Raw genomic sequence first — 25,725 nt, forward strand, 5'->3', positions numbered from 1 at the left:
TTACTCCTTCACTGCCCCGGAAACGAGACCGGAAACAATTCTCTTTTGAAAAATCAGTACAATCATCATTGTGGGGATCGTCACAATCACCGTCGCCGCCGCAACCTCGCCCCAGAGGATCTGGAACTGTGTCCGCAAAAAAGAAATGGCGACAGGCACCGTCTGCATGGAGATTTCCGTATTCAAAGTCGCCGTCAGCAAATATTCGTTCCACGCGGCGATAAAGGTAATAATGGCAGTTGTAAACACGCCTGGGGCCGCCAGCGGGAACACCACGCTCCACAGCGTGCGGAATGCGGACGCGCCGTCGATTCTCGCCGATTCCTCGATGGACAGCGGGATTTTCCCAAAATGGGCGACCATGATCCAGACCGCCATCGGAATGGTAATGGTCGAGTAGGGAAGGACGATAAAATAGGAATTTGTCCAGTGCAAAGAGGTAAACAGGTTAAAAACCGGGCCGACAACGATCATCTGCGGAAACATCGAGATCACGAGGATCAGACCCAGCAGGATATTTTTAAAACGGAAATGGAAGCGGGAAATCGCATAGGCGGCCATGGTTGACACAACAATCACATAGAGCGTGGTGGTGGCTGAAACGACCAGGCTGTTTTTTACGGAGCTCAGGATGTTCTTTCCCGTCAGCACCGCGCCGTAATTGCGCAGGGTGGAATGATCGCTCAGCACGCGGAACGCTCCGGCGCCGAAAATTTCATTGGAGGGTTTGAAAGAGGTGATCAGGATCCAGAAAAACGGAAACAGGATAATCGCCAGGAAAACGGCCGTCACCAAATAGAAGATACTATTTTCTGCTTTTTTCATCATGCGTCCCTCCTAATCCGAAGACAAGATATTGGCGCCCAGCACCTTAACGAACAAAGCCGCGATCATCAGCACACAGACGAACATAAACATCACGACTACGGCGCCGTATCCGAAATTCGTCTGGGAGAACATCGTCTTGTAAGCGTAAACGGAAAGCGTTTCCGTGGAACCGCCGGGGCCGCCGCCGGTCAAAACGGCGATCAGGTCATACACGCGGAAAGCATCCAGCATGCGGAACAAAACCGCTACGAGAATGGAAGGCTTTAGCAGCGGAAGCGTAATTTTGAAGAAAGTCTGTACCCGGTTGGCGCCGTCGATGGCGCTGCTTTCATACAGTCCTTTATCGATCACCTGCAGGCCTGCCAGCAGCAGCAGCGCCATATAGGGCGTCGTTTTCCAGACATCCGTAAGAATGGCGGCCGACATGGCCCCGGGGCCTGTCAGCAGCATCGCTCCCGGTTCGGACAGGAGCCCTGTTTCGGCAAAAATATGAGAAATAATGCCGTTGGACCCATCGTACAAATAGCTCCAGATCAGCGCGGAAACCGCAGTCGGAATTGCCCATGGGATCAGCGCGTTTGCCCGGATGATCCCGATTCCCCGGATCGCCCGGTTCATAACGAGCGCAAGTCCCAGCCCGAGAATAAATTCAATGGAAACGGAGATCAGCGTAAAATACACCGTATGTCCAAGCGCGGCAAACAGCCTGCCGTCGCTGAAAATTTTCTGATATCCCTGCAGTCCGATGAAATTCGAGGGGGCGATCGCCTTGTTTATTTCTTCAAAAATTTTCGGAAGGGATTCCGTGTTGGCGTACTCTGCATTGGGGTGGTTTTGATACAGCGCCTCTACCTCTGCCTGCAGCCCGGCGGTTGCAGCGGTAAAATCATTGCTTTGCCGGGCGGAGATTTTTCCGCTTTGCAGGGGGGAAAATTGTTTTGTATAAGCCTCCGTGTCGGAAAGCGCCGCTGCAAAATCTTTTGCGGCCGCCTCGTCCTTTGCCGCCACGGCTGCGTCATCATTCAAAAAAATCTTGATATACTCGCTGTTCTCCTTAAAATTATCGGCTGAAAAGCTGCCGCTGAAGCTAAGCTTCGACTTTTGCGCGTTATTGAGCCGATAATCAAAAAAAGTGTACGAAAAGGAGGTTAAAATCGGCCAGATTGAAAATACGGCAATGATAACCAACAGCGGTACGATAAATAAGAATTCCTTGAATGTCATCTTCTTTTTCATAGATAAGCCTCACAATCTCAGAAATTCGGAATCATGCCCGACTGTGCCGGTAATACAAAAAAGGCGTGCATCAGTTTTGGTGCACGCCTACCAAATTTATTTCAATGCGTCCTGCACAGCCTTTTCGGTGGTGTCGACATCCTGACTTCCGGAAAGATACTTATGAATCTGAATCTGAATTGTGTCGCTTGTCTTGGAGTACTGGGCGGAAACCGGTCTTGCGATAGTCGTGTTCAGCGCCTTCTGAAAACCTTCCATGGTAAGCAGCGGATTTGCCTTGATGACTTCCTCATCCTTGAGCACCGCGTTGTAGCCCGGAAGATAAGAACCCTTTGTCGACATGATTTTCTGCCCGTCGGGCCCCGCGAGGTACTTGATGAATTCCCATGCGCCGTCCGCATTCTTGGATTTCGCGTTCATACCGAGCAGCCAGCCGCCTACGCAGCCGCCCTCCGGCAGCGGCGCAATCCCGACCTGTTCCGTTTTGACAGCCACGTCCCCGGCTTTGATCAAACCGTACTGATACGGCCAGTTGCGGGAAAATACGCTCTTGCCGTCTTTAAAGCTGGCGTCGGTCGAGCCTTCGTTGTAGTTCAGAACGTCGCTGGGCGCAACCTTGGAAGCAATGAATTTATTCATCATCTGGAGCCCGCCCTTAATATCTTTGAAGTTCGCGGTAAATTCATTCGCGTTGCAGGTCAGGCCCTCGTACTGCTTCGCCTGAAACGCGTAACCGTCGACAGCGCCCTTCTGGCCCTTGTATTTTGCCGCCATTTGATAAAGATCGTCATATGTATAGCTGCCGCCGACGAGTTTCTCACCGTCTTCTTTCGAGACGATGTCGGAACGGTAATACAGCATGGCAACATCGGGGAAAAACGGCAGAGTGTACTGCTTGCCCTGGTAATTGCCGGAATCCATGGAGCCTTTGTTAAAATCCGTCTTTTTGTAGCCCGCCTCGCTCATCTTGACATCCAGCGGCGAAAGGTACCCTGCCGCGGCAAATTCGCCGGCCCACACGACATCCAGTGAAATGACGTCGTAATCGGAGGAACCGGAGGAAAGGGAAGTTAAAAGCTGGTCGTGCATTTGCGCGGAATCGTTTGTGAACTGTTCCCACTCCACTTGATACTTTGTCTGCGACGAGTTAAATGCATCTACAACAGCCTGTGTGGCGGGGGTGGAATCCGCCTGCGCGCCGAACTTCAAGGTGACGCGTCCATTTGCCGCCTCTGTTTGGGATTCGGCGGCCCGGCTCTCTGTATCGGCCGGTTTTGAGGAGCTTGCCGGCTGGCTCCCGCAGGCGGTCATGCCGGCTGCCATGGCAATTGCCAAAAATGCCGCTATTATCTTTTTCATCATTGCAATCCTCCTAAATTTGGTTTTGTACGCCCATTAAGAATGATCTTATCATAACGTAAAAAAGGAAATCAGTATTTCAAAATATTAAGATTAGTGTTATAATCTTAATAAGATATAAAAATATATCTAAAATAAATTTAAACAGGTGTAAATTATGCTCGAATTTGATTTATCTGAGCAAGTGAAGGTTTTTTATTATGCAACACAGCTTCCTGTCAGTATATTAAAAAATGATCGAATCGAGCAATCCTTTCCCGAAATTCTGGTGACAGCCGGGCAAATCATTACAGGGGAATCAGGCTTACATACCCAATACAGTCCCCATGAATACAATACCGTGCAATATCTTTCCAGTGAGTTTGGCGAGCTTTTCATTGTATATGTATTCGACGATACTTATGTCGTAGCGGCCGGGCCTTTTCTGACAGAGCCGGTACGGGACGGTATGATCGTAAACATGATCCAAAATGAAAAAATCCCGATTAAATGGAAGCAGAAGCTGGAGTCCTATTATCACGGCATAAACGAAATTACTCCCCAGACATATTATTATTGCGGAAAACTGATCGCATCGCTTTTCAACGCCAGAAACATGAACAGGACGCCGGATTCCCGCCCGATCGGCAAGGAAGTCGGATTTATTCAGGAATACTTTCAGAATACCCATAAAAATCAGGAAAAGATGTTTTCGCATCCACCGTTTTTTTTAGAAAAAAAGATCGTCAACCAAATCAAGATTTACGATACGGACGGCGCGCTGAACACACTGATGGAAATCAACCTGCTCAGCCGCGCGGTTTTGGCAAAGGATCCGCTGCGCTCCCTCAAGAACTCGATCATCTGTTCCTGCTCCTTTTTCACGCGCGCGGTGATCGAAGCAGGGGTGTTCCCGGATATCGCTTTTACCTACAGCGACACTTTTATTCAACAGATCGAAAAGATGACCGGCATTTCCGAAGTGCGCAACTTTGAGCAGGAAATGTTGAAAGAGTTTATCAAGCTGGCAAAGGATAAAACCTCGGCAAAATATTCGCGCCCCATCTTTTCCGCGCTGCAGTATATTAACAACAATCTGACTCAAAAACTGAGTTTGGCCGATATTGCGAAACACGCGTATGTGCATCCGAATTATCTGAGCAGTATCTTCAAAAAAGAGGTCGGATGCTCGCTTACCGATTTTATCGCACGGCGGAGGATTGAGGAATCAACCTATTTCATCGCTTACACAGACTATGAAATCGCAGATATCGCGAGCTTTTATCATTTCTGCAATCAAAGCTACTATTGTGCTGTCTTTAAGCAGCATCTTTTCATCTCCCCGAATGAGTACCGCAAAAGCGCCCGCCCGTCCTGCTGATGTGTAAAATTCAGGGAAGCATGGACGTCCGGCATAAAAACAGCTCCATGGCCTTTCGGCCATGGAGCTGTTTCGGTCCGGTGCTCCGGCGGAGGATTGGAGTTTATTCCATCCCGCCCGGCTCCGTCATAATTTCTTTTGGTAGCAGAGCCATTCATTGCCGTACATGGAAGTTTCCCCACAGCATAGGTAACCTAACGAATCATAGAGCCTTATCGCATAAGGGTTCGTTTTACCGACTATTAAATGAATGCCGTCGAATTCTCTTTCCATTCCGTTTTTTTCGATACCTGTAATCAACATTTTCGCAATTCCCTGATTTTGATAATCCGCCCTTACCGCAACACGTGCCAGATCGCACGCGTTTTGCAGAGAGCGATCCCAACAGGATAAATGCGCTAATTCATCATCTTTCCCCGCGGCGGCTACGGCAATCAATTCCCGATCTTTAAAAACACCATACAGGGAACCGCTCTGAATATCCCTGGAAACATCTTCCATAACCGGATAATGAACGTCCCATGTACAACCATAACTGCCTTTTAGAGATTCATAAATTTCAAGCGCATTTTCCTTTTCCTCCACAGGGACTTTTTCAACTTTATAGATCATTGTATTTCTCCTGAATTCGGCATTTGTCTAATATATTCCTCTATTATAAGCAGTCTTATATGAGCCGGAAGAATGCTCTAAGTGCACTTAATAAACATCACGCGAAGTTGATAATTCCCGCAGAATAGTACCTCAGTACCACGCCAAAATTATTCAGCCAGTTCTTTAAGGGTCATTCCTGCAATTCGATAAACTGTCCAATCACTCATGGGTTCAGCACCAAGAGAAAGATAGAAATCTATGCTTGGCTTATTCCAATCAAGGCACCACCATTCCAGCCGCCCACATCCGCGCTCAACCGCTATCTTCGCGAGTTGCTTTAATAATGCCTTCCCATAGCCCTTATCTCTGCACTCTGGAAGAACATATAAATCTTCGAGATAGATTCCGGCACGGCCAAGGAAGGTGGAAAAGTTGTGAAAAAACAATGCAAATCCTACTTCTACTCCGTTTTGAACAGCAAAAATCACTTCTGCCTTTTTCTTCTCGAACAACCACTCCTTTATCAATTCTTCCGTGGCAACTACTTCATCTGCCATCTTCTCATATGCTGCAAGTTCCTTTATGAAGTATAAAATCTTTGATATATCCCCTTCGTCTGCAAAACGGAAATTTAATTCTGTATCCATTTTAGATTTTTTCTCCTAATTATAAAAATAAACATAATGTGCAGTTTAAAAGAAAGATGAGACGTCCCGCTATGCTTATTAGCAAAGAAAATGATTACCGCCATACCGTAAAGGTTCTATCTGACATCATCCGGTTTATTATACTGCAAATACCGAATAGAAACAACAAACTATTCTATAGCCACAACTGAAAAGGCAATATCATCGTTTCGTGTGTCCCGTAGAACAGCGGGAAGCCCTTCTTCCGCTGAAACATCGGCGGAAGAAGGGCTCCTTTGTTCGCTGGAAGGAGATATATGACAACGCATGCCAAGCCTTGTTTGTAATTAGGAATTCTGATGTGCTGAAATTATGTCCGGACTGTATCCAAAAACACCCGGAATCCGTCAGCAGTGCTCAGGCAGGAGAAAGAGGAACGCCGAAGCCGACTACCACACAGGTAATCGCAAGCATAATGAGCGCCCACTTGAGGACCGCACGCAGCGCTTTGCTGTCCTGACCGACGAGGCCGACAGCCGCGACCGCAGTGGCAACGCACTGGGGAGACATGATTTTGCCAACGCCGGCGCCCAGAGAATTCGCCGCGGCGAGCCAGTACTTGGAAACACCGATCTGCTGTGCGGCAGCCGTCTGCAAGGTACCCAGCAGCACCTCGGTGTTGGTGCCGCTGCCGGTGACAAACGCACCGATCGCGGCAATGATCGGCGCCACAAACGGATAGTAGCGGCCGGTAAGAACGACAAAGAGGTGCGCCATATCGGCGATCATCCCGGAATATGTCATAATCTTGGCAACGGCAAGCACGGACATGATGGTAATGATCGTTTTGGACATCTGCTTCACCGTGCCGGTCAGCGCCTGCCACATCATCCTGCCGCTGGCCTTTTGCACGAGGCTGCCGATCACCGTGGCAACGAAAATGATGATGCCGGGCGTATTGATCCAGCTGAAAGAAACAGGACCGGCGCTGGAGGCCGTGCTGATCTTTACGGTGGACTTGAAAATAGAAAGGAAACCGTTGACCGACGGAACCAGCTTGGAGGTCAGAAGAAGAAGCACGAAAATAAGAATAAACGGCAGGCCGGCCACCGCGAGCGGCATTGCCGGTTCGTCCTGCTTTTGCGCCGTTCCGGCAATCCCCGCACTCATATCGTACTCCTTGGGAACCGGCTTATTTTTCCGTGCCCTGACCATCAGGAAGGTACAGGCCAGCGAGACGACACAGCCGACGATGACGGTCAGTTCCGGCCCGAGGAACCTGGAAACAACCAGCTCCGGCAGGACGAAGGACAGGCCGGACACCAGCGTGATGCCCACAACGCCCTTCAGCGCTTTGACGCCGCCCCCGCCCGCGATGACCATCAGGAACGGAACCAGAATCATAAACGGCACCATCTGAAACACCGTCGTAAAAGCCAGCGGCAGCGCATCCAGCCCGGTCACTGCCTGCAGGGTAACGGTAGGGATGCCGACGGAACCGAACGCTGTGGGAAAGGCGTTGGCGATCATGCAGACCACACATGCCTCAATCGGATTCATGCCCATCCCGGCCAGCATGCTGGCCGGGATGGCGATTGCCGTGCCAAAGCCGGCCATGCCCTCCAGAAATCCGCCGAAGCACCACCCCACCAACAGGATCAGAAGGCGCTTATCGGCGGAAACGCCTGTGAGCATCCGCTTAATGATGTCCATCGCGCCGGTTTTTAAAGAAAGATTATAAGTAAAAATAGCTGCGATGATGACCAGAATGATCGGCCACAGCGCGGTGGCGAAACCTTCCAGGGCGGAGGTGGCGCAATCCACCGCCGGCATGCGCCAAAGCGTCAGCGCCAGGACCGCGGCAACGGCCAGCGCACTGAGGCACGCCTTGTGGCCGGGCATCTTCAGATAAGTAAGCGCGATAATCAGCCAGACGATCGGTACCAGAGCAAGATAGGACTGAAGCATAATAAGAGACCTCCCCTATTTATTTCAGTGGCTGCAATAGTCACAGTTTACCTGCTTTTGGTTCTACCAGTTTCGACAAACATTCCGGCGATATATGAAAACGAACGGCAGCAAAAAAGAATCCTCTCGGAAATGAATATTTCTATACTGGACACATTATATCCTCAAATCAGCATAAAGTCCATATGAAGTTATATCCAAAATTACATTTTGGTATATTTGACGAATATCAAACTTCAATTTTGTCAGAAAAATAGAATCACTCGATTTGGCATTGTATTAAAAATAAAATGTGGTAAGATGATAGCATAAATAAGTGGAGCTACCAATTTTAGGGTGGTTTTTTGCCGCTTGCATCTGTAAACGGTTGGTGTAAAATCAGAATGGAGGCGTTTTCATGTCCATCATGATTCCCTTTGGCAAATCCGGGATGCCGCTGCACGCGGATCTCAGCGATGCGGAAATTCTGGAATCCCATGTGGAAGAACTCAAAGCCGCCGACACGGAGGACGGTTTGGTACTGGCCGCCATGGCCAATCCGATCGATTCCCCCCGCCTGCGGGAGCTGGCTGCCGGCAAAAAGACCTGCACGATCATTATCAGCGACCACACGCGTCCGGTCCCGAGCAAACACATTCTTCCCGCCATGCTGGCCGAACTGCGCGAAGGCAGCCCGGACATCGATGTGACGCTGCTGGTGGCTACCGGCTTTCACCGTCCGACCGGCAAGGAAGAGCTGGTGGCGAAGCTCGGCCGGGATATCGTGGAGCGGGAAAAGATCGTAATCCATGACAGCCGGGACGCGTCGGGCAATGTGCAGATTGGCGTGCTTCCTTCCGGAGCGGCTTGCGTGATCGACAAAATAGCGGCACAAACGGATTTGCTCGTCGCCGAGGGCTTTATCGAACCGCATTTCTTCGCCGGCTTTTCCGGTGGGCGCAAGAGCGTGCTGCCGGGTGTCTGCGATCAGGTGACGGTGCTTGGCAACCATTGCTCCGAATTTATCGCTTCGCCTTATGCGCGCACCGGCGTCCTGGACGGCAACCCGCTGCACAAGGATATGCTCGCCGCGGCAAAAATGGCGCATCTTGCATACATAGTAAACGTCATTATTGACGAAGATAAGCATGTGGTTGCCGCCTTTGCCGGGGACGCCGTCACCGCTCACCGCCGGGGCTGCGACCTGCTGCTGAAATACTGTCAGGTACAGCCGGAAAAACGCGGCGATATCGTGATTTCCAGCAACGGAGGCTACCCGCTGGACCAGAATATTTACCAAAGCGTAAAAGGCCTTACCGCGGCGGAAGCCGCGGCGGCGGCGGACGCCGTGCTGATCATGGTCAGCTCCTGCAGCGACGGACACGGCGGAGAAAGCTTTTACCGTGCGCTGCGCGACTGCGTTTCCCCGGAGAAGCTGGCGGAACAGATTCTCGCCACCCCGCAGGACCGGACCCGGCCCGACCAGTGGGAATTCCAGATCCTTTGCCGCGTGCTGTGCAAGCACCATGTCATCTATGTCACGGAACCCGAACAGCGGAAGACCATTGAAGACATGAAGATCGCGTGGGCCCCGGATGTGGATACCGCTTTGAAGGAAGCAAGGGACATCAAAGGCGCGGACGCCCATCTGGTCGTGATCCCCAACGGCATCTCCGTTATGGTGAGAGAATCGGCTTAACAGCTATAAAAATATTTTATCAGGAGGATTTATCATGGCAAATTATAATCCGGTCACACAGGAAATTCTTGCCGAACTGGAAAAAGCGGCGCCCGGTCACGTGGTCACCGGCGCAGATGTCAACCCGGACTACTCCCGCGACGAAATGCCCATTTACGGTACCCGCATGCCGGACGTCACCATCGACGTGCAGAGCACGGAAGAAGTCTCCGCCATCATGAAAATCTGCTATGAGCACAACATTCCGGTCACGACCCGCGGCGCCGGCACCGGTCTGGTGGGCGGCTGCACCCCGGTCTGCGGCGGAGTCGTGCTCTGCACCATGCGCATGAACAAGATTCTGTCCTACGACCTTGAAAACTTCGCGGTCACGGTGCAGCCCGGCGTCCTGCTGCAGCAGCTGGCCGACGACGCGCTGAAGCACGGCTGCATGTATCCCCCGGACCCGGGTGAGAAGATGGCGACTCTGGGCGGCAACGTGGCCACAAACGCGGGCGGCATGCGCGCCGTAAAATACGGAGCTACCCGCGACTATGTCCGCGCCATGACCGTGGTCCTCCCGAACAGTGAAATCACCCGGTTCGGCGGCACGGTTTCCAAGACGAGTTCCGGCTACAGTCTTACGAACCTGATGATCGGCTCGGAAGGCACGCTGGGCATCATCACCGAACTGACCCTGAAGCTCATCCCCGCCCCGCAGGCCACCGTAAGCCTGATGGCCCCGTTCGAGGACCTGGAGGTCTGCATCTCTGCCGTACCGAAATTCTTTATGAAGCATTTCCGTCCGCAGGCACTGGAGTTCTTTGAGAAAGAAATCCTGATTTCCTCCGAAGAGTATCTGGGCAAGCAGGTCTTCCCGCGCAAGATCGACGGCACGGAGGTCGGCGCTTATCTGCTGGTTACTTTTGACGGCGATTCCATGGATGAGCTGGACCCGATCGTCGAGAGCGCTTCCGAAATGCTGGTGGAAGAAGGCGCGCTGGACGTCCTTGTGGCGGATACGGCGCCGAAACTGAAAGACATCTGGGCGACCCGTTCCTCTTTCCTGGAGGGTATCGAGGAGCAGACCAAGCTGCTGGATGAGTGCGACGTGGTCGTTCCGGTGAATAAAATTGCATCCTATGTCGCATATGTCAATGAGATCAAGCAAAACTATGATTTTGAGGTAAAATATTTCGGTCACGCCGGCGACGGCAACCTGCATATCTACACCTGCTCCACGGAAATGGAAGAGGAAACATTCAAGAAGCAGGTCGATCAGTTCCTGAGCGCTCTCTACCGGAAGACGGTGGAGCTCGGCGGCCAGATTTCCGGCGAGCACGGCATCGGCTACGGAAAGGTGCATTTCCTGGAAAGCGCAATGGGCCCGGTGAACATGGAGCTGATGCGCGGTATTAAAAAGGTATTTGATCCGAAGCTGATTTTGAACCCCGGCAAGGTTTGTATGGACCTGACGAGAAAGGGAGAATAGTTTCAGGAGAATCATTTAAAAGGAGTAACGATATGAACATTCTTGTATGTGTCAAACAGGTACCGGATACCAATGAAATCAAGATCGATCCGGTCACCAACACCCTGGTGCGCGACGGTGTGCCAAGTATCGTCAACCCATTCGACGGCTACGCGCTGGAAGCGGCGGCACGCCTGAGGGACGACGCGCCGGACACCAGAATCACGGTGCTTTCCATGGGCCCGAAGCAGGCGGAGAACGCGCTGCGGGAGTGTCTGGCCATTGCTGCCGACAACGCTTACCTGGTGACGGACCGCATCTTCGGCGGATCCGATACGCTGGCCACCAGCTATATCCTGAGCAGGGCAATCGCAAAGGTCGAAGAGCTGGAAGGCGCGAAATTTGACGCGATCTTCTGCGGCAAGCAGGCGATCGACGGCGATACCGCACAGGTTGGCCCGGAAATCGCGGAACACCTGGGCTACCCGCAGGTAACCTACGCGCTGGAAGTAAAATCGGCGGAAGACGGCCTTCATGTCTACCGCGAGGCGGAAGACGGCAAGGAAGTCATCGGTGTACAGACGCCCTGCCTGATCACCTTTACCAAACCCTCTTTCGATCCCCGTTTCCCCACCATCAAACGCAAGATGGCGGCACGCAAAGCGCAGATCGCTCAGCTCACCGCGGCTGAACTGACGAACATCGACCCGGAGCACGCCGGCCTGAAAGGTTCGCCCACAAAAGTGAAGCGCACCTATGTGCCGCCGCGCAAAGAAGCCGGCGTTGTGGTCAAGGAAGAAACCACCGAAGCGTCCGCTCACAAGCTGTATGAGCTGCTGAGCAAAGCGCACGTGATTTGAAAGAGAGGGATTGGGAAATGGAAGCCAAAACCAAAGACCTTTGGGTATTTTTGGAAACCAATGAAGACGGCACTGCCAAGAATGTCGGAATAGAATTACTGAACCCCGGACGCCGCCTGGCCGACAAGCAGGGCGGAAAGCTGGTGTCCGTTGTCATCGGCTGCCACACGGATGCAGCCGTAAAAGAAGCGGGCACGCACGGAGCGGACCGGGTGATCGTGGTGGACAGCGAGGAATTTCAGCGCTACACCACGGACGCCTACACCGCCGCGCTGGCGCATTTGCTTGAAAAATATGCGCCTACGAGCATGCTGATCGGCGCGACCCCGAACGGCCGCGACCTCGGGCCGCGCCTGTCCTGCCGCCTCGGCACCGGCCTGACCGCCGACTGCACCGCGCTGGACATCGACGAAGCCAGCGGCAATATCGCCTGGACCCGACCGGCATTCGGCGGGAACCTGATGGCGGTAATCCTTTGCCCGGACCATCGCCCGCAGCTCGGTACGGTGCGGCCGGGAGTCTTTAAGAAGCCCGACGTCTGCGAGGACAAGGCGGAGATTCTCCGCGAGGACTTTCATGTATCCGCGGACCAGATCCGCACCAGACTGCTGGAAACCATCCGCGAAGCAGCGGGCGAGATCGTAGACCTTGAAGGCGCGGACATCATCGTCTCGGGCGGCCGCGGTGTCGGCGGACCGGAAGGCTTTACTATCCTCCGCGAGCTGGCGGACGCGCTGGGCGCTACCGTCGGCGCGTCCCGCGCGGCGGTGGACGAGGGCTGGATCACCCATTCCCATCAGGTCGGCCAGACCGGCAAAACCGTCGGTCCGAAGCTGTACATTGCCTGCGGCATTTCCGGCGCTATCCAGCATCTGGCCGGCATGAGCTCCTCCGACGTCATCGTGGCGATCAACAAGGACTTTGACGCCCCGATTTTCGGTGTCGCGGACTACGGCTTTGTGGGCAATCTTTTTGAGATCGTCCCCGCGTTGACTGCCGAGATCAAAAAAGCAAAAGCCTGAGATCGATTAACAAGAAAAGGGGTCTTTCAATATGGATTTTAAATTTACCGGTGAAGAACAGGATATCTTAGATATGCTGCATGATTTCTGCGTAAAGTCGGTCGCTCCGATTGCTGCGGAGATTGACGAGCAGGAGAAATTTCCCGAGCAAACCTGGCATCAGCTGGCCGAAATGGGCATGATGGGCATGGCCTACCCGGAAGAAGCGGGCGGAGCCGGCCTGAGCTACCTTTCCTATATTGCCGCGGTTGAGGAAATCTCAAAGCACTGCGCGGCCACCAGCACCATGTTTTCCGCGCACTCCTCCCTGTGCGCCTGGCCGATTTTCGCTTTCGGCACGGAGGAGCAGAAACAAAAGTACCTGCCGGACCTGTGCTCCGGCGAAAAACTGGGCGCCTTTGCCCTGACTGAGCCCGGCGCCGGAACCGACGCCGCCATGCAGCGCACGGTCGCCGAGGACAAGGGCGACTCCTGGCTTCTTAACGGCTCGAAAATTTTCATCACCAACGCCGGTTTTGCGTCCGTCTTTGTTGTTTTCGCAATGACGGATAAGAGCCTGGGAACCAAGGGCATCTCCGCCTTTATTGTCGAGAAGGACACTCCCGGCTTCCGCATCGGTTCCCATGAAAAGAAAATGGGAATCCGCGGTTCCTCCACCTGCGAGCTGGTCTTTGAAGACTGCAGCATTCCCAAGGGCAATCTTCTGGGCGAAATCGGCAAGGGCTTCAAGGTTGCCATGATGACGCTGGACGGCGGCCGGATCGGCATTGCCGCACAGGCTGTCGGCATCGCTCAGGGCTGTATCGATCAGACCATTCCCTATATTACCCAGCGCATCCAGTTTGGCAAACGCATCAGCCAGTTCCAGAACACGCAGTTTGAAATGGCCAACATGCAGACGCATGTCGACGCGGCCCGCCTGCTGACGTACCGCGCGGCGCAGGCCAAGCAGGACGGCGACCCATACAGCCACCTTGCCGCGATGGCGAAGCTCTTTGCCGCCGACACCGCCAGCGACGTGACCCGCCGCTGTGTGCAGCTGGTCGGAGGCTACGGCTTCACCCGTGAATATCCGTTTGAGCGCATGATGCGCGACGCAAAAATCACCGAGATTTACGAAGGAACCAGCGAAGTACAGCGCATGGTCATCTCGGGCTGGATGGGCGTCAAATAAATTCACTTACTCCTTTTTATCCATACTCGTTTATCCATACTAACAGCAGGCCGTCGGCTGAAACCAGCCGGCGGCCTTGCTGTCTCTGCGGCTTGCAGTTGACCCTTGTTTAAGACACACAAAAATGCTATAATACATAGTTATATGGAACTAAAAATCAAATTTAAAAATAAATAAATTCTGCGCTTTTCTGCATAAATTATCAAAGGGATTTTTGGCGGAAAACCACGGAAAGGCAGCTTGGCTGCAGGGAGATGTTTCTATGGACGCAAAAGCGGAAAAAAGCGAAAAAGCCTATGAACGGGTGATCGACTACGTAAAGGACGAGATCTGGCGCGGGAACCTCAAGCGGGGAGAACGGCTGCCTTCAGAGCGGGATTTGGCGGAGCTGCTCGGGGTAAGCCGCAACTCCGTAAGAGAGGCGATGCGCACACTGAGCATGATGGGTTTCATCTCCAGCGTACACGGCGGAGGGAATTTCATATCGTGCGACCTGGAGCAGAATCTGAGCGAGACGCTCCGGATCATGATGATGATGGGAGAAACCAACTTTCGGCAGGTGAGCCAGCTGCGCAGGGGGCTGGAATCCGAGACGGCGCGCCTGGCGGCCAGCCGCATCCTGCCACGGCAGACGGCCAAGCTGGCGGATCTGGTACGCCGGATGCGCGAGGAGCCGGACGCCGAAAAGGGTTCCCTGCTCGACCAGAAATTTCATACGCTTCTCTGTGAAGCCGCCGGCAATAAGCTGATCTACGCGATTTTCATGGCTATGCTTTCGACCATCAATGATTTTATCAGCATCATGTACGGGCGCATCGTGCAGGACGACGAACAGGCGGAGCAGCTCTATTTGTCGCACGAAAAGCTGGTGGACGCCCTGAGCCGCAACGACGAGGATGACGCGGTCCGCGCGATTCAGGACCACTTTGAAGTCGTAGACGCATCGATCGACCGTTCGTAATTCTTGTTCCTTTTTATTCTCTGCACGAACTGCTGTGTGCTGAGCGCCACCCCGCAAAAATCAAGGCCTCAGTAAAGGCCTGCACTGCTTGTCCCATATAATGAAGATATTATAAAAATTGCCGTTCGCTGTTTAATACAGGGAGCGGCAATACTTTTTTTTGCTCATTTCAGGCAATGATATTTTTTTGATTGCACTGAAATTCATCTTCATTCTCTTTTAAACAATCCGCGGAAACAGGTTCGTCTTCAATCAAACGGAAACGGTCCACAAGCTTTTTAAGCTCCCTTGCCTGTCCGGAAAGCTCTTCACTGGCCGCCGCGCTTTCTTCCGCTGTCGCGGAATTCGTCTGCACGACGCTGGAAATGTTGTCGATTCCCCTTTTGATCTGACCGACCGCATCCGACTGGTAACCGGATGCCTGCGATATTTTCTCAACCGCGTCAAAAACAACATTTGTTGCGTTGACCACCTGAAACAGCGATTCCGCCGTCTGATTCGCAATCACGGTTCCGTTTTCAATCTGCTGAACCGACTTTTCTATCAGGGAAGTAATATTTTTTGCCGCCTGCGCGCTCTTGCCCGCCAGATTTCTCACCTCGTCGGCAACTACGGCAAAGCCCTTTCCCGCGGCGCCTGCCCTTGCGGCCTCAACAGCGGCGTTCAATGCAAGAATATTGGTTTGGAAAGCAATATCGTCAATGACCCGGATAATTTTTCCGATTTGACTCGACGAATCGCTGATCTGCGAGATTGCTTCCATCATTTCGCTCATATGGCGGCTGCTGGAATCAATTTCGCAACGGACTTGGGAAACGTTCTGACCGGCATTGGCGGTGTGTTCGGCATTGCTTTTCACCTGTTCGGAGATTGCCGCGACGGACGATGCCAGCCTTTCCACCTCTTCCGCCTGTTCGGCGGCTCCCTGCGCCATGGATTGCGCGCCGTCGGAAACCTGGTTGGAACCGCTCAACACCTGCTCCGAAGCCTGATTGATTTCGGACAGCGTGTGATGAAAAGACTGGTCGATGTGAAAAATTGACTCCTGAAGCGCGATAAAATCCCCTTTATATTCTACAGAGCAGAAGATGTTCAGATCCCCTTCCGCCATTTTGGCAAGGTTGGCCGATATGTCCGTAATATACATTCGAATGGATTCGATCGTTTCGGAAAAGGAAGCAGCAAGCTGTCCTATTTCATTTCCGGAATCCACGCTGACCTGCACGCTCAGATCCCCCTGCGCCAATCTCTGCGCGGCTTCGGCCATCTTTTTTACCGGTCTGCCGATACTGCGTGAGATACGCAGCGCAATGGTTACGGAAACAGCCAGAGTCACAAGAACTATGACAAAAATGCGCAAGGTTGCCTCTGTTCCCATGGAGGAGAGGTCCAAGGCAAGTTGATGCCCTAACACCGTTTTTTCACTGGTCAGCGCATTGGTCGCAGTCTTAATATTTTGGAAAAGCGGTTCTCCCTGGGATTGCAAAAGTGCCTGGGCTTCCGCCGTTTTATTTTGCTGAGCAAGGGTCACGACCTGTTCGCTCACCGCTTTATATTCGGTCAAGCTTTTCTTTATGTCATTATAATAGCCTTTCTCTTTTTTATTTGACATTCTCTTTTCCATACTCACAAAATAGCTGTCCATTTTTCTATTGGAATCGGAAAGCTGATCTGAAAAATGATTTAGGGATTCTACATCGGACAAAGATACGATCGAACCGATGATTGCCCTGTTTTCAAAAAAAGTCGAATTAAAAAGGCCGATATCCCCCTGTGCAAATCCATAGTTGACCAAAGCGTCATTGTATTTGGCGTTCATATCCGCCATTTGAATAAGGCCCGTCACACCCGCGGTGCTGGAAATCACCGTTACCAAAACAAAGGTCAGAATCAGTTGTTTGCCTATTTTCATGTTTTTTAACATGATTTCATCTCTTTTCAGAAAATTTTGATACTGGGAAATAATGGGCCGGATGTCTGGCATAATCAGCGGATGACGGAACATATCCCAACAAAAGCGATTCCATCCGTTTATGCTCCGGTCAAAACAGAAAAGGTCACCGCGGGATTCTCCAACGACGGTCTTGTTATTCCTGATGAACCGCAAGACAGTTGTAGAATACCCGCAATGACCGCAGAAAATGGGTAGGAGATATGTATGAAAAAGAAAAAGGCATTTTCAATGAAAAAAACTGAGATTCAGGCAGAAAAATAATTTTCCGCCGTTTTCATCCTGACCGTTACGGTTCTTCCAACAGCCATGTGTGCGCCGGATCAAAGATGCGGTCCGTCCATGGGTCACCGTCAAAATGGCGGATCATCCATACATAATACATGGGATAGCCGGGCGCATTCACTTGAGGATGGGTCAGCCCTCCGGGAACGAGGCAGAAGCTGCCGTCCTTGATTTTGCAAACCTCGTCGCCGATAAAGCAGGCACCGAAGCCCTGCGGCTTTTCAAAGCGGTAGTAGTACACCTCCGGCTGGGGATGGTGGTGCGGGGGATAACTGGACCAGCCTCCCTGCGGCACAAGGATTTCGCCCATGACCATATTGGAATAGGGCGCCGTATGATAATCGAAAAAAGTGCGGACCGTCCGCTGTGCTTTTCCCTCAAACTGGTCCTGTCCAAAGGTTTCCTCGGTACAGTTCTGCGGTGTATAAAGCTTGCTTTCAAAGTCCCTTTCGTTCCCAGTGCTTTGTACAAGGACTTCGCTCTGGCGGAGCGCGGTGATTCTTACTTTCACGCCTTTGGCAACATGCAGACAATACGGTCCGTCCCGCAGAAAGCTGTCCCGGGATGCCGCGACACTGCCGTTCGGCCAGAGATAGGATACGCTTCCCTCGACCAGCAATATCGCCCTTTCCTCGTCTTCAGAGAAAAAGGTAAGCGATTCCCCCTGCTCCACGCGATAAACCGTAATGTTCATCAGACTGTCCGCATAGGGCCCCTGTGTCTGCGTCAAAATTTTTTTACCGGTCCGGTCAAACACCGGATAACCGAAGATATTAGAAGATGTTTCCATGAAGCCCTCCTGTAAAAACAAAATATTAAGCATTCCGGGCAGGGATTCCCTCTTTTATCTGCCCAGAAGTTCTTTCTCGATCCGTTCCCGCGTTTCTGGGGCCTGCTTCGCCATCTTTTCCGGGTATCCGAAAAGGGATACGCAGGCAATGGATTCCCCGCCGACACGGAACGTTTTATGGGCAAAATCCATTTTGCGCAGCGTCTCAAAGATGCCGGCGAAATCCACTTCCCCCTCGCCTAAACCAATGTGCTGATGGATGGTGGCGTTTACTCCCGGAGGATTCAATATATAACGGCAGTCTATGGTCTGGTTCATGGTATCCGCGAACAGGACATGGGAAAGATCGTCTCCCGCATATTCAAGCATGTGGCGGACGTCCCCCTTTCCCTTGTCATAAAAGAAACCGTGCGGCGAAGAATACACATATTTCAGGTTGTCGCTGTGATAGGATTTTACCATGTCGCAGGTTTCGTCGTTTAACTCGCAGAAATCATACGGATGAGACTGAATCTCCACGCGGATATTTTCCTTTTCAAACAGCGGAAGCAATTCATCCATGGAACGGAACCACATTCCGTTGCAAAGCTCCGGCTGATTCGGATCCCCGGACAATTCCGTGTTAATAACCTGTACGCCCATGTTGACGGCGATTTCCACAATTTTTTTCCAGTTGTCCACCGCCATCCTGCGATGCTCTTCAGTTGGACCGGACCAGCGGTAAACGCAAATAAACGAAGAAATTTCCACCCCGGTTTCCCTCAGCGCCTTGCGGTACTCCGCCTCACATTCCCTGGAGAACAATGGATGCTTATAGAAGGGATTAATACGAGGATGCGGAGACTGTTCTATGTATTTATAACCCCAGTCCGCAACCTGATGGACCATGTCGCTGATGCTCATCTGTTTTGCCAATACATCGACATCAAATGCAATTTTCAAAGGGATTCCTCCTTACCATGCAATTGTAATATCTTACCGCATGCTGCTGAACAGCAGCAGCATGCGTCTTTCAGTGCTCAGGAACCAAAATATTTGGCAATAAAAGCTTTGGTCCTTTGTGCCGCCATCCTGACATTCTCATCAACGGAAAGCTGATAATACTCGGGACGAAAAACTTCCATGGTGCATACATCCGCGTCAAAACCAATCTTTTTAAGCGTGGAAGTATATCGGGCGTGATCAAGGCAGCCGTTTTCTGGCCAGAGGCGTTTTTCATCCGTGTTGTAGGCAGCTCCAAGCGGAAGATTCTCTGTGTCGTTCAAATGGTAAACAAATATTTTTTTGCCGTCCGATTTCTCCAACGCTTCCCAGGAAGATGCCATCGCATAAAAATGGTACTGATCGAGGGTGAGCCCGACATTGTCCCGATCCACGGCTGTGACGATATCATAGGCGGTATCGAAGCGGTTGATCGTGCATCCGGGGGCACCGCAGAACTCCAGAGAGATTCCGATGCCGCTCAGTGCGCACTGATCAGCCATTTTACGAAGCATATCCACCGCATCGGCCTTAATTTCATCAACGGAAGCATGCTCTTTGATGTCAAAGGTTGGAACGGCAACCAGCAGCTTCATATCGATGGCATTACAGATTTTAATAATATGATCCAATTCGTCAAATACGGCTTTTTGTGCGGCGGCGTCCTTTTTCCAGTTAAAGAAACACAGGGCATTGTAGGAAAGCGGCTTCAAATGATGGCTTTTAAACCAGCCGGCCAGCTCCTCCAGCGTATGTTCCTGCAAATAATCCTCCAGGCAATCGAAACGAATGTCTATGTAGTCAAAACCATACTTTTCGCAGGCTTCGAGGTCTGCCAGCAGGGTATGGCCTTTACAGCCGAGGGATGTCCCCTCATTGAACCCCATTTTCATGAAAATTCCTCCTTAATATTTAGATATCGGATTACTTTTGATAGAAATTTGGGCAGGAGCCTGTTTCAATCGGCTCCACGGCACCAGTGGTCTGGGACTTGACCAGTGCGTCGGCGGTAACAGCCGCAAGATAACCGTCCCATGCGGACGGGCCGTTTACCTGCCCTTTTTTTGTGGAATTGATCCAATCCTGAATCTCTGTATCGTAGGCGTCCGCAAAACGGCGTTTCCAGTCGGTTTCGATCGCTACAGAACGTTTTGCATCCTTGCGAATCAACGGGAAAGAAGGTTCCGGCATCCTGACAATTGCGCCCTCACAGCAAACCTCACACTCAATGTCATAACCAAACTGGCAATTTACAAACGCCTCCACATCGATCCGGATGCCGCTTTCCGTAGTAAGCAGCATGATCTGCGGATCCTGAAGCTCTTTATGCGCATATTTGCTGTTCTTCGGGAAAAGCACCTGTGCGGAAACATACTGATCGCCGACAAGCCAGTGCAGGCAGTCGATTTCATGGATGACAGTATCCGTCACAGCCATGCTGGTGCTGTAGCCGTCATCTACCTGGGCGTTTCTGTGCGCGCAATGCACCATAAGAGGAGCGCCGGCCTCGCCGCTTTCCAGAATCTCTTTGACCTGATTGTAGCCTTTATCGTAGCGGCGCATAAAACCGACCTGTACCAGATGCTTTCCGAGCGCCATTTCAGCATCTACAATCTTTCTGCAGTCCTGCGCGGTCGTAGCCAGAGGCTTTTCACAAAATACGGGTTTCCCAGCCGCAATCGCCTGAAGCACGGATTCGGCATGGGCCGGCCCCCAGCTTGTGACAATAACGGCGTCCACATCACTGGCCTTAATCAAAGCTTCTCCGCTTTTTTCTACGCGCGCCCCGGAAATTGCAGCCGCTTTCTGCGCATATTCCCCGCTAATATCGGTGACCGCAACAATTTTTCCTCCTGAAAGTTTATTGGTAATCCGTTTGATATGCTCGCAGCCAATTGCGCCTGCGCCGATTACGCCGATTCTTAATTCTTCCATTTAAATTCCTCCTAAAATGTATATTTTATAAGACCATATTGGGTTACTGCTTCAAAAAGCTTATTTGCCATGTCAATAGGCTTTGCAATCTTTGTGCTCAGTATGTAATCAAGCCTTTTTCGCATTTTTTCTCATATCGAATACAACGGCGCCGATGATAATCATGCCTTTTACCATCTGCTGTATGTAAGGTGAAATACCGAGAAGAAGCAAACCATTGTTTACAACGCCGAGAATCAGGATTCCACAGATCGCTCCGCTCACGCGCCCGATTCCGCCTCTTTGGCTGACGCCGCCGACGGTTGCAGCCGCGATAGCATCCAATTCGTAATTCACTCCCAAAGCCACATTGCCGGAACCTGAGTAGGACGCCAGCAAAACGCCGCCAAGCGCTGCGCAGAAGGAGCTCCAGGTATAAACCCTGACATAGATTGTTTTGACTTTAATTCCCGCCACTTCGGCGGCAATTCTGTTTCCCCCAACTGCATAAACGCTTTTCCCGAAGCGTGTCTGGGAAAGGATAAACCAGGCAATCACACAGACCAGTATAAAAATAAGAACGATATGCGGAATTCCGAAAAGTTTACCCTGTCCTACATTCTTAAAGCCCTTGTTAAGCATTGGCACGGGATATGCATTGGTATAAAGGTAGGCCATCGCACGTGCAATCAGCTGGGTACCCAAAGTCGCTATGAACGGATGGATATTTGTGTACGCAATCAATAATCCGTTGACAACGCCGATGAGCGTCCCAACCGCCACTCCCGCCAGCATCGCAACCGGGACTGGGATTTCGCCAAGACCCGGATAAAGCCTCGCGGAATAGGTCAGCTCCTGAGCAAGACTCGCCGAAATGACTGCCGACAATCCTACGACTGCACCGGGGGATAAATCAATTCCGGCCGACAATATGGTAAACATCACGCCTATAGTCATAATCCCTTTTATAGACTCCGTCATCAGCAAATTGATTGCGTTGGTTCCTGTAAAAAAGGAGGGGGACGCAAAGCTCATGACGATGATCATGGCGAGCAGGAGCAGCCACATTGAATTTTTACCCGCCAATTGTTTTAAATTATGTCTCAATTCTTTTCTCCTCCTATGCCGTAAGGGCGCCAATGGCATATTTCATGATTGTTTCCTGACTCAGGTCCTTGCGGTCTATGGTGCCGGTCATGACTCCTTCGTGCATAACCACAACCCTGTCGCTCATCCCAATGACCTCCGGCAGTTCAGAAGACACCATAATGATTGCCTTTCCCTGACCCGCAAGGAAGGAAATAAGAGACTGTATCTCCGCTTTTGCACCTACATCGATACCGCGCGTCGGCTCATCGATGATCAGAATATCGGGGTCCGTCAGAAGGCATCTCGCTACCAAAACCTTTTGCTGATTCCCTCCGGAAAGATATTGTATCTGGGTATCAAGCTCCGGTGTTTTAATATTCAGCTTCTCAATATATTCTTTGCACTCCTTTTCAATTTTCCTGTAATCCAACATTGAGGAACGCCTGACATAGTGCTTCAAACTGGATAAAATAATGTTTTCCATAACACTTCTAATCCCGATGATCCCTGAAAGGCGCCGGTCTTCCGTAAGGAATACAATATTGTTTTTGATTGCGTCGGCGGGATTTTTGATATGGATTTCCGTCCCATTCTTAAAAATTTTTCCACCCGTCATAGCACGGATCCCGAAAATGGTTTCCATTACTTCCGTTCTGCCGGCTCCGACAAGTCCTGCAAAGCCAAGGATTTCCCCCCTGTGCAGCTCAAAGGAAACATTTTTGACCGCCTTGCCGGAAGACAGGTTTTCCACTTTCAGAATGGTGTCGCCGATCGGGCAGTCGACTTTGGGGAACATCTCATCTATTTTGCGTCCCACCATCAGATTGATAATCTGATTGATATCCATATTTTCAATTTTATCGGTTGCAATAAACTGACCGTCGCGCAAAACGGTTACTTCGTCGCAGATCTGGGAAATTTCATCCATTTTATGACTAATATAAATGACCGCTGTTCCCTTTTCTTTGAGCTGCCGGATAATGCGGAACAGCTGTTCCACTTCCGACGTTGTCAGCGACGATGTCGGTTCATCCATAATTACAATTTTCGCGTCGTAGGAAACGGCTTTTGCAATCTCCACGAGTTGCATCTGGGCAACCGATAAATTTTTTATCAAAGCACACGGGTCTATATGGTTAATCCCAAGTTCTTTAAGAAGCTCAACAGTATCTTTCTTCATTTTTTTGTGATCGATAATAATTCCTTTTCGGGGCTCGCGTCCAAGCCAGATATTTTCACAGACGGTCCTTTCCAGAACCGGATTCAGTTCCTGGTGAATCATGGACAGTCCACATCTTAATGCGTCGCTGATGTTACGAAAAACGGTCTCTTTTCCCTGATAGATAATTTTACCGGAAGTCAGCTCGTATATAGCCATCAGACATTTCATCAGGGTGGATTTTCCCGCGCCATTCTCCCCTACGAGCGCATGTACCGTACCGGGACGGATCCGTAAATTAACTCCCGCTAAAGCGTGTACGCCGGGAAATTCTTTATAGATATCCAGCATCTCCAGAATATATTCATTCATCCATTTCATCTCCGGTTGATCATAATTGCTTTTATGCGGGCGTTTGCCCGCATAAAAGCAGGGAAATGTTTCTTTGCGCCGATCAGTTTCCCTTTACCTTCTGGAAATATTCTTCCACATTATCCTTTGTGACAAGCTCGAACGGAACCCAGTTCAATTTTTCGCAGGATTCGCCCTTGGCCAGTTTGACAGCGGCATCGATCATTCCTTCTCCCTGACCTACCGCGTTCTGGAATACGGAGCAGGCCATTTCGCCGCTCTTTACCGCTTCCAGAGCGTTCTCCGTAGCGTCGATTCCGGTAACCGGGGCCTCGATATTGGCCGCCTTCAAAGCTTCTATTACACCGAGTGCCATTTCGTCGTTGTTGCAGATAACGGCGTCAAAGCTTTTCCCGGTGCCGATGAACTGCTGCATTTTTTGCTGCGCTGTCGCACGCTCGTAATTGGCTGTATCCTCAAACACCTCATTGCCTTTGATTCCGCCGTCTTCCAGCGCCTTTTTGGCCGAGGCCGTGCGCGCGGTCGTGTGCTGTAGTCCCAGAGTCCCCATCAGCAATACATAATTGATTTCTGTTTTTCCTTTTTCCTTAAAATATTTCGCTAAATACTCGCCCTGCAATTTTCCGCTCGTATTTTCGTCGGAACCTACGTATACAATTTTATTTTCGACTAGATTTTCCTGGTTCGGAAGCCTGTTTACGAATACAATTGGAATATCTCCTGCGGTACTGATTATTTCAGGAGCGTTATCCGAATTGACGAGGTTAACGATCATGACATCAAATTTTTGCGTGGCCATTGTTGTAATATGAGAGAGCTGCTTCTGAACGTCACTGTCCGCATCATAAACCGTAAAATCGATACCGTTTTCCTCCGCCTTTTTCTTAGCGGCTGTTTCCAGTGTTGTCAGCCACTGATCACGCAAAGCTATGGAGAATCCTATTTTCATTTTTTTGTTTCCAGTCTCTTTGGGAGCCTCCGCCGTACTTTGGGTTCCTGAATTCTGCGCCTGTGCATTTTCTGTCTGGCCGCAGGCCGCCGTCCCCATGACGAGCAGTACACATAGAATCGCTGCTAAAAACCTTTTCAATTTAATAATCCCCTTTCTTATTTAGGCGAATTTATGTAAACGGAAAATCCGATTTACATCTTGGAGGATGACTGCCGTGTTTAAATTCCGGTTATCCTGAAAATATAATCGCGGGCTTTTTTAGCATATTCAAACGGATTCGCTTTTTCCGGATCCTGCTCGGCTTCCACCACGATCCAGCCTTTATAATGGTTCTCGTCCAGGATGCCGACAATCGGCTTAAAGTCCATATCCCCGTCGCCCGGAACCGTAAACGTACCGTTGCGTATGCCATCCAGGAAACTCAGATGTTTCGCCTTAGACTCTGCCACCACATCGTTTCTCAAATCTTTCAAATGCACATGACCGATGCGGTTAGCGTATTTCTTTAAGATCTTTACGGGATCGATGTCGTCAAAGCTCAGGTGGCCGGAATCAAAAAGAAGGTAGACAAGCTCCGAATCCGTATGCGCCATCAAGCGGTCGATTTCATTTTCGTCCTGAACAACGGTTCCCATATGATGATGGAAAGTCAGCTTCATCTGCTTATCTTTCGCTATCTTCCCCAAACGGTTCAAGCCGTCGCACAGCAGGTTCCATTCCCGGTCATCCATCACATGTTTCCCTTCAAAAATGGGCTGCTTTTTCCCCTGAATGCTGTAGCTCTGTTCGGAAACGCCGATGACTTTTGCACCCAGATATTTCAGAAAATCCAATTTTTCATCGAACAACTTTGCTGTTTCCTCGAAGGGCTTCGAAATCAGGAAAGCGGAAAACCACTGGTTACAAATGGCAGACCTCTCAAATCCAGAGCTTTTTTCAGGACTTCTTTATGTGTTGGATATTTATTGCCGATTTCGCATCCCTTGTAGCCGGCCAGAGCCATTTCACTGATGCACTGCTCAAAGGTGTTTTCCTTGCCGAGGTCGGGCATATCGTCATTGGTCCATGCAATGGGGGCGATCCCCACAAAAACCTTTTCTTTATCGAACATAGTAA

General features: G+C 50.9%; 21 protein-coding genes and 1 pseudogene. 7 read left to right on the top strand and 15 right to left on the bottom strand.

What is annotated here, in order from left to right; genetic code table 11:
* The 3 genes from ACRQV7_RS11530 to ACRQV7_RS11540 all read right to left on the bottom strand — a co-directional run bounded on the left by ACRQV7_RS11530 (position 1) and on the right by ACRQV7_RS11540 (position 3,426).
* Positions 1 to 828 carry a carbohydrate ABC transporter permease gene (locus ACRQV7_RS11530; protein ID WP_444658256.1) on the bottom strand — a complete coding sequence of 276 codons (828 nt, stop codon included), beginning with the start codon at positions 826 to 828 and terminating at the stop codon, positions 1 to 3.
* A gap of 9 nt (positions 829 to 837) precedes the next feature.
* Positions 838 to 2,064: a carbohydrate ABC transporter permease gene (locus ACRQV7_RS11535; RefSeq protein ID WP_444658257.1), complete on the bottom strand. Its 1,227-nt coding sequence runs from the start codon at positions 2,062 to 2,064 to the stop codon at positions 838 to 840.
* A 96-nt stretch (positions 2,065 to 2,160) separates the two neighbouring features.
* Complete coding sequence (locus tag ACRQV7_RS11540) at positions 2,161 to 3,426, bottom strand: extracellular solute-binding protein (RefSeq protein ID WP_444658258.1); 1,266 nt, start codon at positions 3,424 to 3,426, stop codon at positions 2,161 to 2,163.
* A 337-nt stretch (positions 3,427 to 3,763) separates the two neighbouring features.
* Here ACRQV7_RS11540 and ACRQV7_RS11545 point away from each other — a divergent pair, with 337 nt between their 5' ends.
* On the top strand, positions 3,764 to 4,783 hold the full coding sequence (locus ACRQV7_RS11545) for an AraC family transcriptional regulator (protein ID WP_444658259.1): 1,020 nt from the start codon (positions 3,764 to 3,766) through the stop codon (positions 4,781 to 4,783).
* A gap of 126 nt (positions 4,784 to 4,909) precedes the next feature.
* Here the strand turns inward: ACRQV7_RS11545 and ACRQV7_RS11550 are convergent, their stop codons facing one another.
* From ACRQV7_RS11550 to ACRQV7_RS11560, 3 genes are all read right to left on the bottom strand, one after another.
* A complete protein-coding gene (locus tag ACRQV7_RS11550) occupies positions 4,910 to 5,395 on the bottom strand; it encodes a GNAT family N-acetyltransferase (RefSeq protein ID WP_444658260.1) in 486 nt (161 codons plus the stop codon).
* Positions 5,396 to 5,544: 149 nt separating this feature from the next.
* Positions 5,545 to 6,024, bottom strand: a complete 480-nt coding sequence (locus tag ACRQV7_RS11555; protein WP_275716409.1) for a GNAT family N-acetyltransferase — start codon at positions 6,022 to 6,024, stop codon at positions 5,545 to 5,547.
* A 396-nt stretch (positions 6,025 to 6,420) separates the two neighbouring features.
* Positions 6,421 to 7,971 (bottom strand): L-lactate permease, encoded by a 1,551-nt coding sequence (locus tag ACRQV7_RS11560; protein WP_444658261.1) that lies wholly within the window; start codon positions 7,969 to 7,971, stop codon positions 6,421 to 6,423.
* 397 nt (positions 7,972 to 8,368) lie between these two features.
* Between ACRQV7_RS11560 and larA the strand changes: the two genes are divergently transcribed.
* From larA to ACRQV7_RS11590, 6 genes are all read left to right on the top strand, one after another.
* Positions 8,369 to 9,649, top strand: coding sequence for a nickel-dependent lactate racemase (gene larA, locus ACRQV7_RS11565; RefSeq protein WP_444658262.1), 1,281 nt, complete (start codon positions 8,369 to 8,371; stop codon positions 9,647 to 9,649).
* Between the two features lie 34 nt (positions 9,650 to 9,683).
* Positions 9,684 to 11,120, top strand: a complete 1,437-nt coding sequence (locus ACRQV7_RS11570; RefSeq protein WP_444658263.1) for an FAD-binding oxidoreductase — start codon at positions 9,684 to 9,686, stop codon at positions 11,118 to 11,120.
* A 32-nt stretch (positions 11,121 to 11,152) separates the two neighbouring features.
* Positions 11,153 to 11,959, top strand: a complete 807-nt coding sequence (locus ACRQV7_RS11575) for an electron transfer flavoprotein subunit beta/FixA family protein (RefSeq protein WP_275716401.1) — start codon at positions 11,153 to 11,155, stop codon at positions 11,957 to 11,959.
* Positions 11,960 to 11,976: 17 nt separating this feature from the next.
* On the top strand, positions 11,977 to 12,981 hold the full coding sequence (locus ACRQV7_RS11580) for an electron transfer flavoprotein subunit alpha/FixB family protein (protein ID WP_275716399.1): 1,005 nt from the start codon (positions 11,977 to 11,979) through the stop codon (positions 12,979 to 12,981).
* Between the two features lie 31 nt (positions 12,982 to 13,012).
* Entirely contained in the window at positions 13,013 to 14,155 is a 1,143-nt protein-coding gene (locus ACRQV7_RS11585; protein ID WP_444658264.1) for an acyl-CoA dehydrogenase, read from the top strand.
* Between the two features lie 262 nt (positions 14,156 to 14,417).
* Complete coding sequence (locus ACRQV7_RS11590) at positions 14,418 to 15,116, top strand: FadR/GntR family transcriptional regulator (protein ID WP_275716395.1); 699 nt, start codon at positions 14,418 to 14,420, stop codon at positions 15,114 to 15,116.
* 169 nt (positions 15,117 to 15,285) lie between these two features.
* On the opposite strand, the gene ACRQV7_RS11595 is transcribed toward ACRQV7_RS11590, so the two are convergent.
* From ACRQV7_RS11595 to iolE, 9 genes and pseudogenes are all read right to left on the bottom strand, one after another.
* Complete coding sequence (locus ACRQV7_RS11595; protein WP_444658265.1) at positions 15,286 to 17,040, bottom strand: methyl-accepting chemotaxis protein; 1,755 nt, start codon at positions 17,038 to 17,040, stop codon at positions 15,286 to 15,288.
* A 316-nt stretch (positions 17,041 to 17,356) separates the two neighbouring features.
* Positions 17,357 to 18,142, bottom strand: coding sequence for a 5-deoxy-glucuronate isomerase (locus ACRQV7_RS11600; protein WP_444658266.1), 786 nt, complete (start codon positions 18,140 to 18,142; stop codon positions 17,357 to 17,359).
* 54 nt (positions 18,143 to 18,196) lie between these two features.
* The gene (locus ACRQV7_RS11605) at positions 18,197 to 19,084 is read right to left on the bottom strand and encodes a sugar phosphate isomerase/epimerase family protein (RefSeq protein WP_444658267.1); all 888 of its coding nucleotides are present in this window, start codon (positions 19,082 to 19,084) and stop codon (positions 18,197 to 18,199) included.
* A 77-nt stretch (positions 19,085 to 19,161) separates the two neighbouring features.
* Positions 19,162 to 20,016, bottom strand: a complete 855-nt coding sequence (locus ACRQV7_RS11610; protein ID WP_444658268.1) for a sugar phosphate isomerase/epimerase family protein — start codon at positions 20,014 to 20,016, stop codon at positions 19,162 to 19,164.
* A gap of 31 nt (positions 20,017 to 20,047) precedes the next feature.
* A complete protein-coding gene (locus ACRQV7_RS11615) occupies positions 20,048 to 21,058 on the bottom strand; it encodes a Gfo/Idh/MocA family protein (RefSeq protein ID WP_444658269.1) in 1,011 nt (336 codons plus the stop codon).
* 108 nt (positions 21,059 to 21,166) lie between these two features.
* A complete protein-coding gene (locus ACRQV7_RS11620; protein WP_444658270.1) occupies positions 21,167 to 22,144 on the bottom strand; it encodes an ABC transporter permease subunit in 978 nt (325 codons plus the stop codon).
* A gap of 13 nt (positions 22,145 to 22,157) precedes the next feature.
* Positions 22,158 to 23,657 carry a sugar ABC transporter ATP-binding protein gene (locus tag ACRQV7_RS11625; protein WP_444658271.1) on the bottom strand — a complete coding sequence of 500 codons (1,500 nt, stop codon included), beginning with the start codon at positions 23,655 to 23,657 and terminating at the stop codon, positions 22,158 to 22,160.
* Positions 23,658 to 23,739: 82 nt separating this feature from the next.
* Complete coding sequence (locus ACRQV7_RS11630) at positions 23,740 to 24,747, bottom strand: substrate-binding domain-containing protein (RefSeq protein WP_444658272.1); 1,008 nt, start codon at positions 24,745 to 24,747, stop codon at positions 23,740 to 23,742.
* Positions 24,748 to 24,827: 80 nt separating this feature from the next.
* Positions 24,828 to 25,720: pseudogene (iolE, locus tag ACRQV7_RS11635) on the bottom strand (myo-inosose-2 dehydratase).
* Between the last annotated feature and the right edge of the window lie 5 nt (positions 25,721 to 25,725).

Origin of the sequence: Caproiciproducens lactatisolvens (genome assembly GCF_052443335.1) — a bacterium.
In the GTDB taxonomy this organism is placed as follows: Bacteria; Bacillota; Clostridia; order Oscillospirales; family Acutalibacteraceae; genus Caproiciproducens.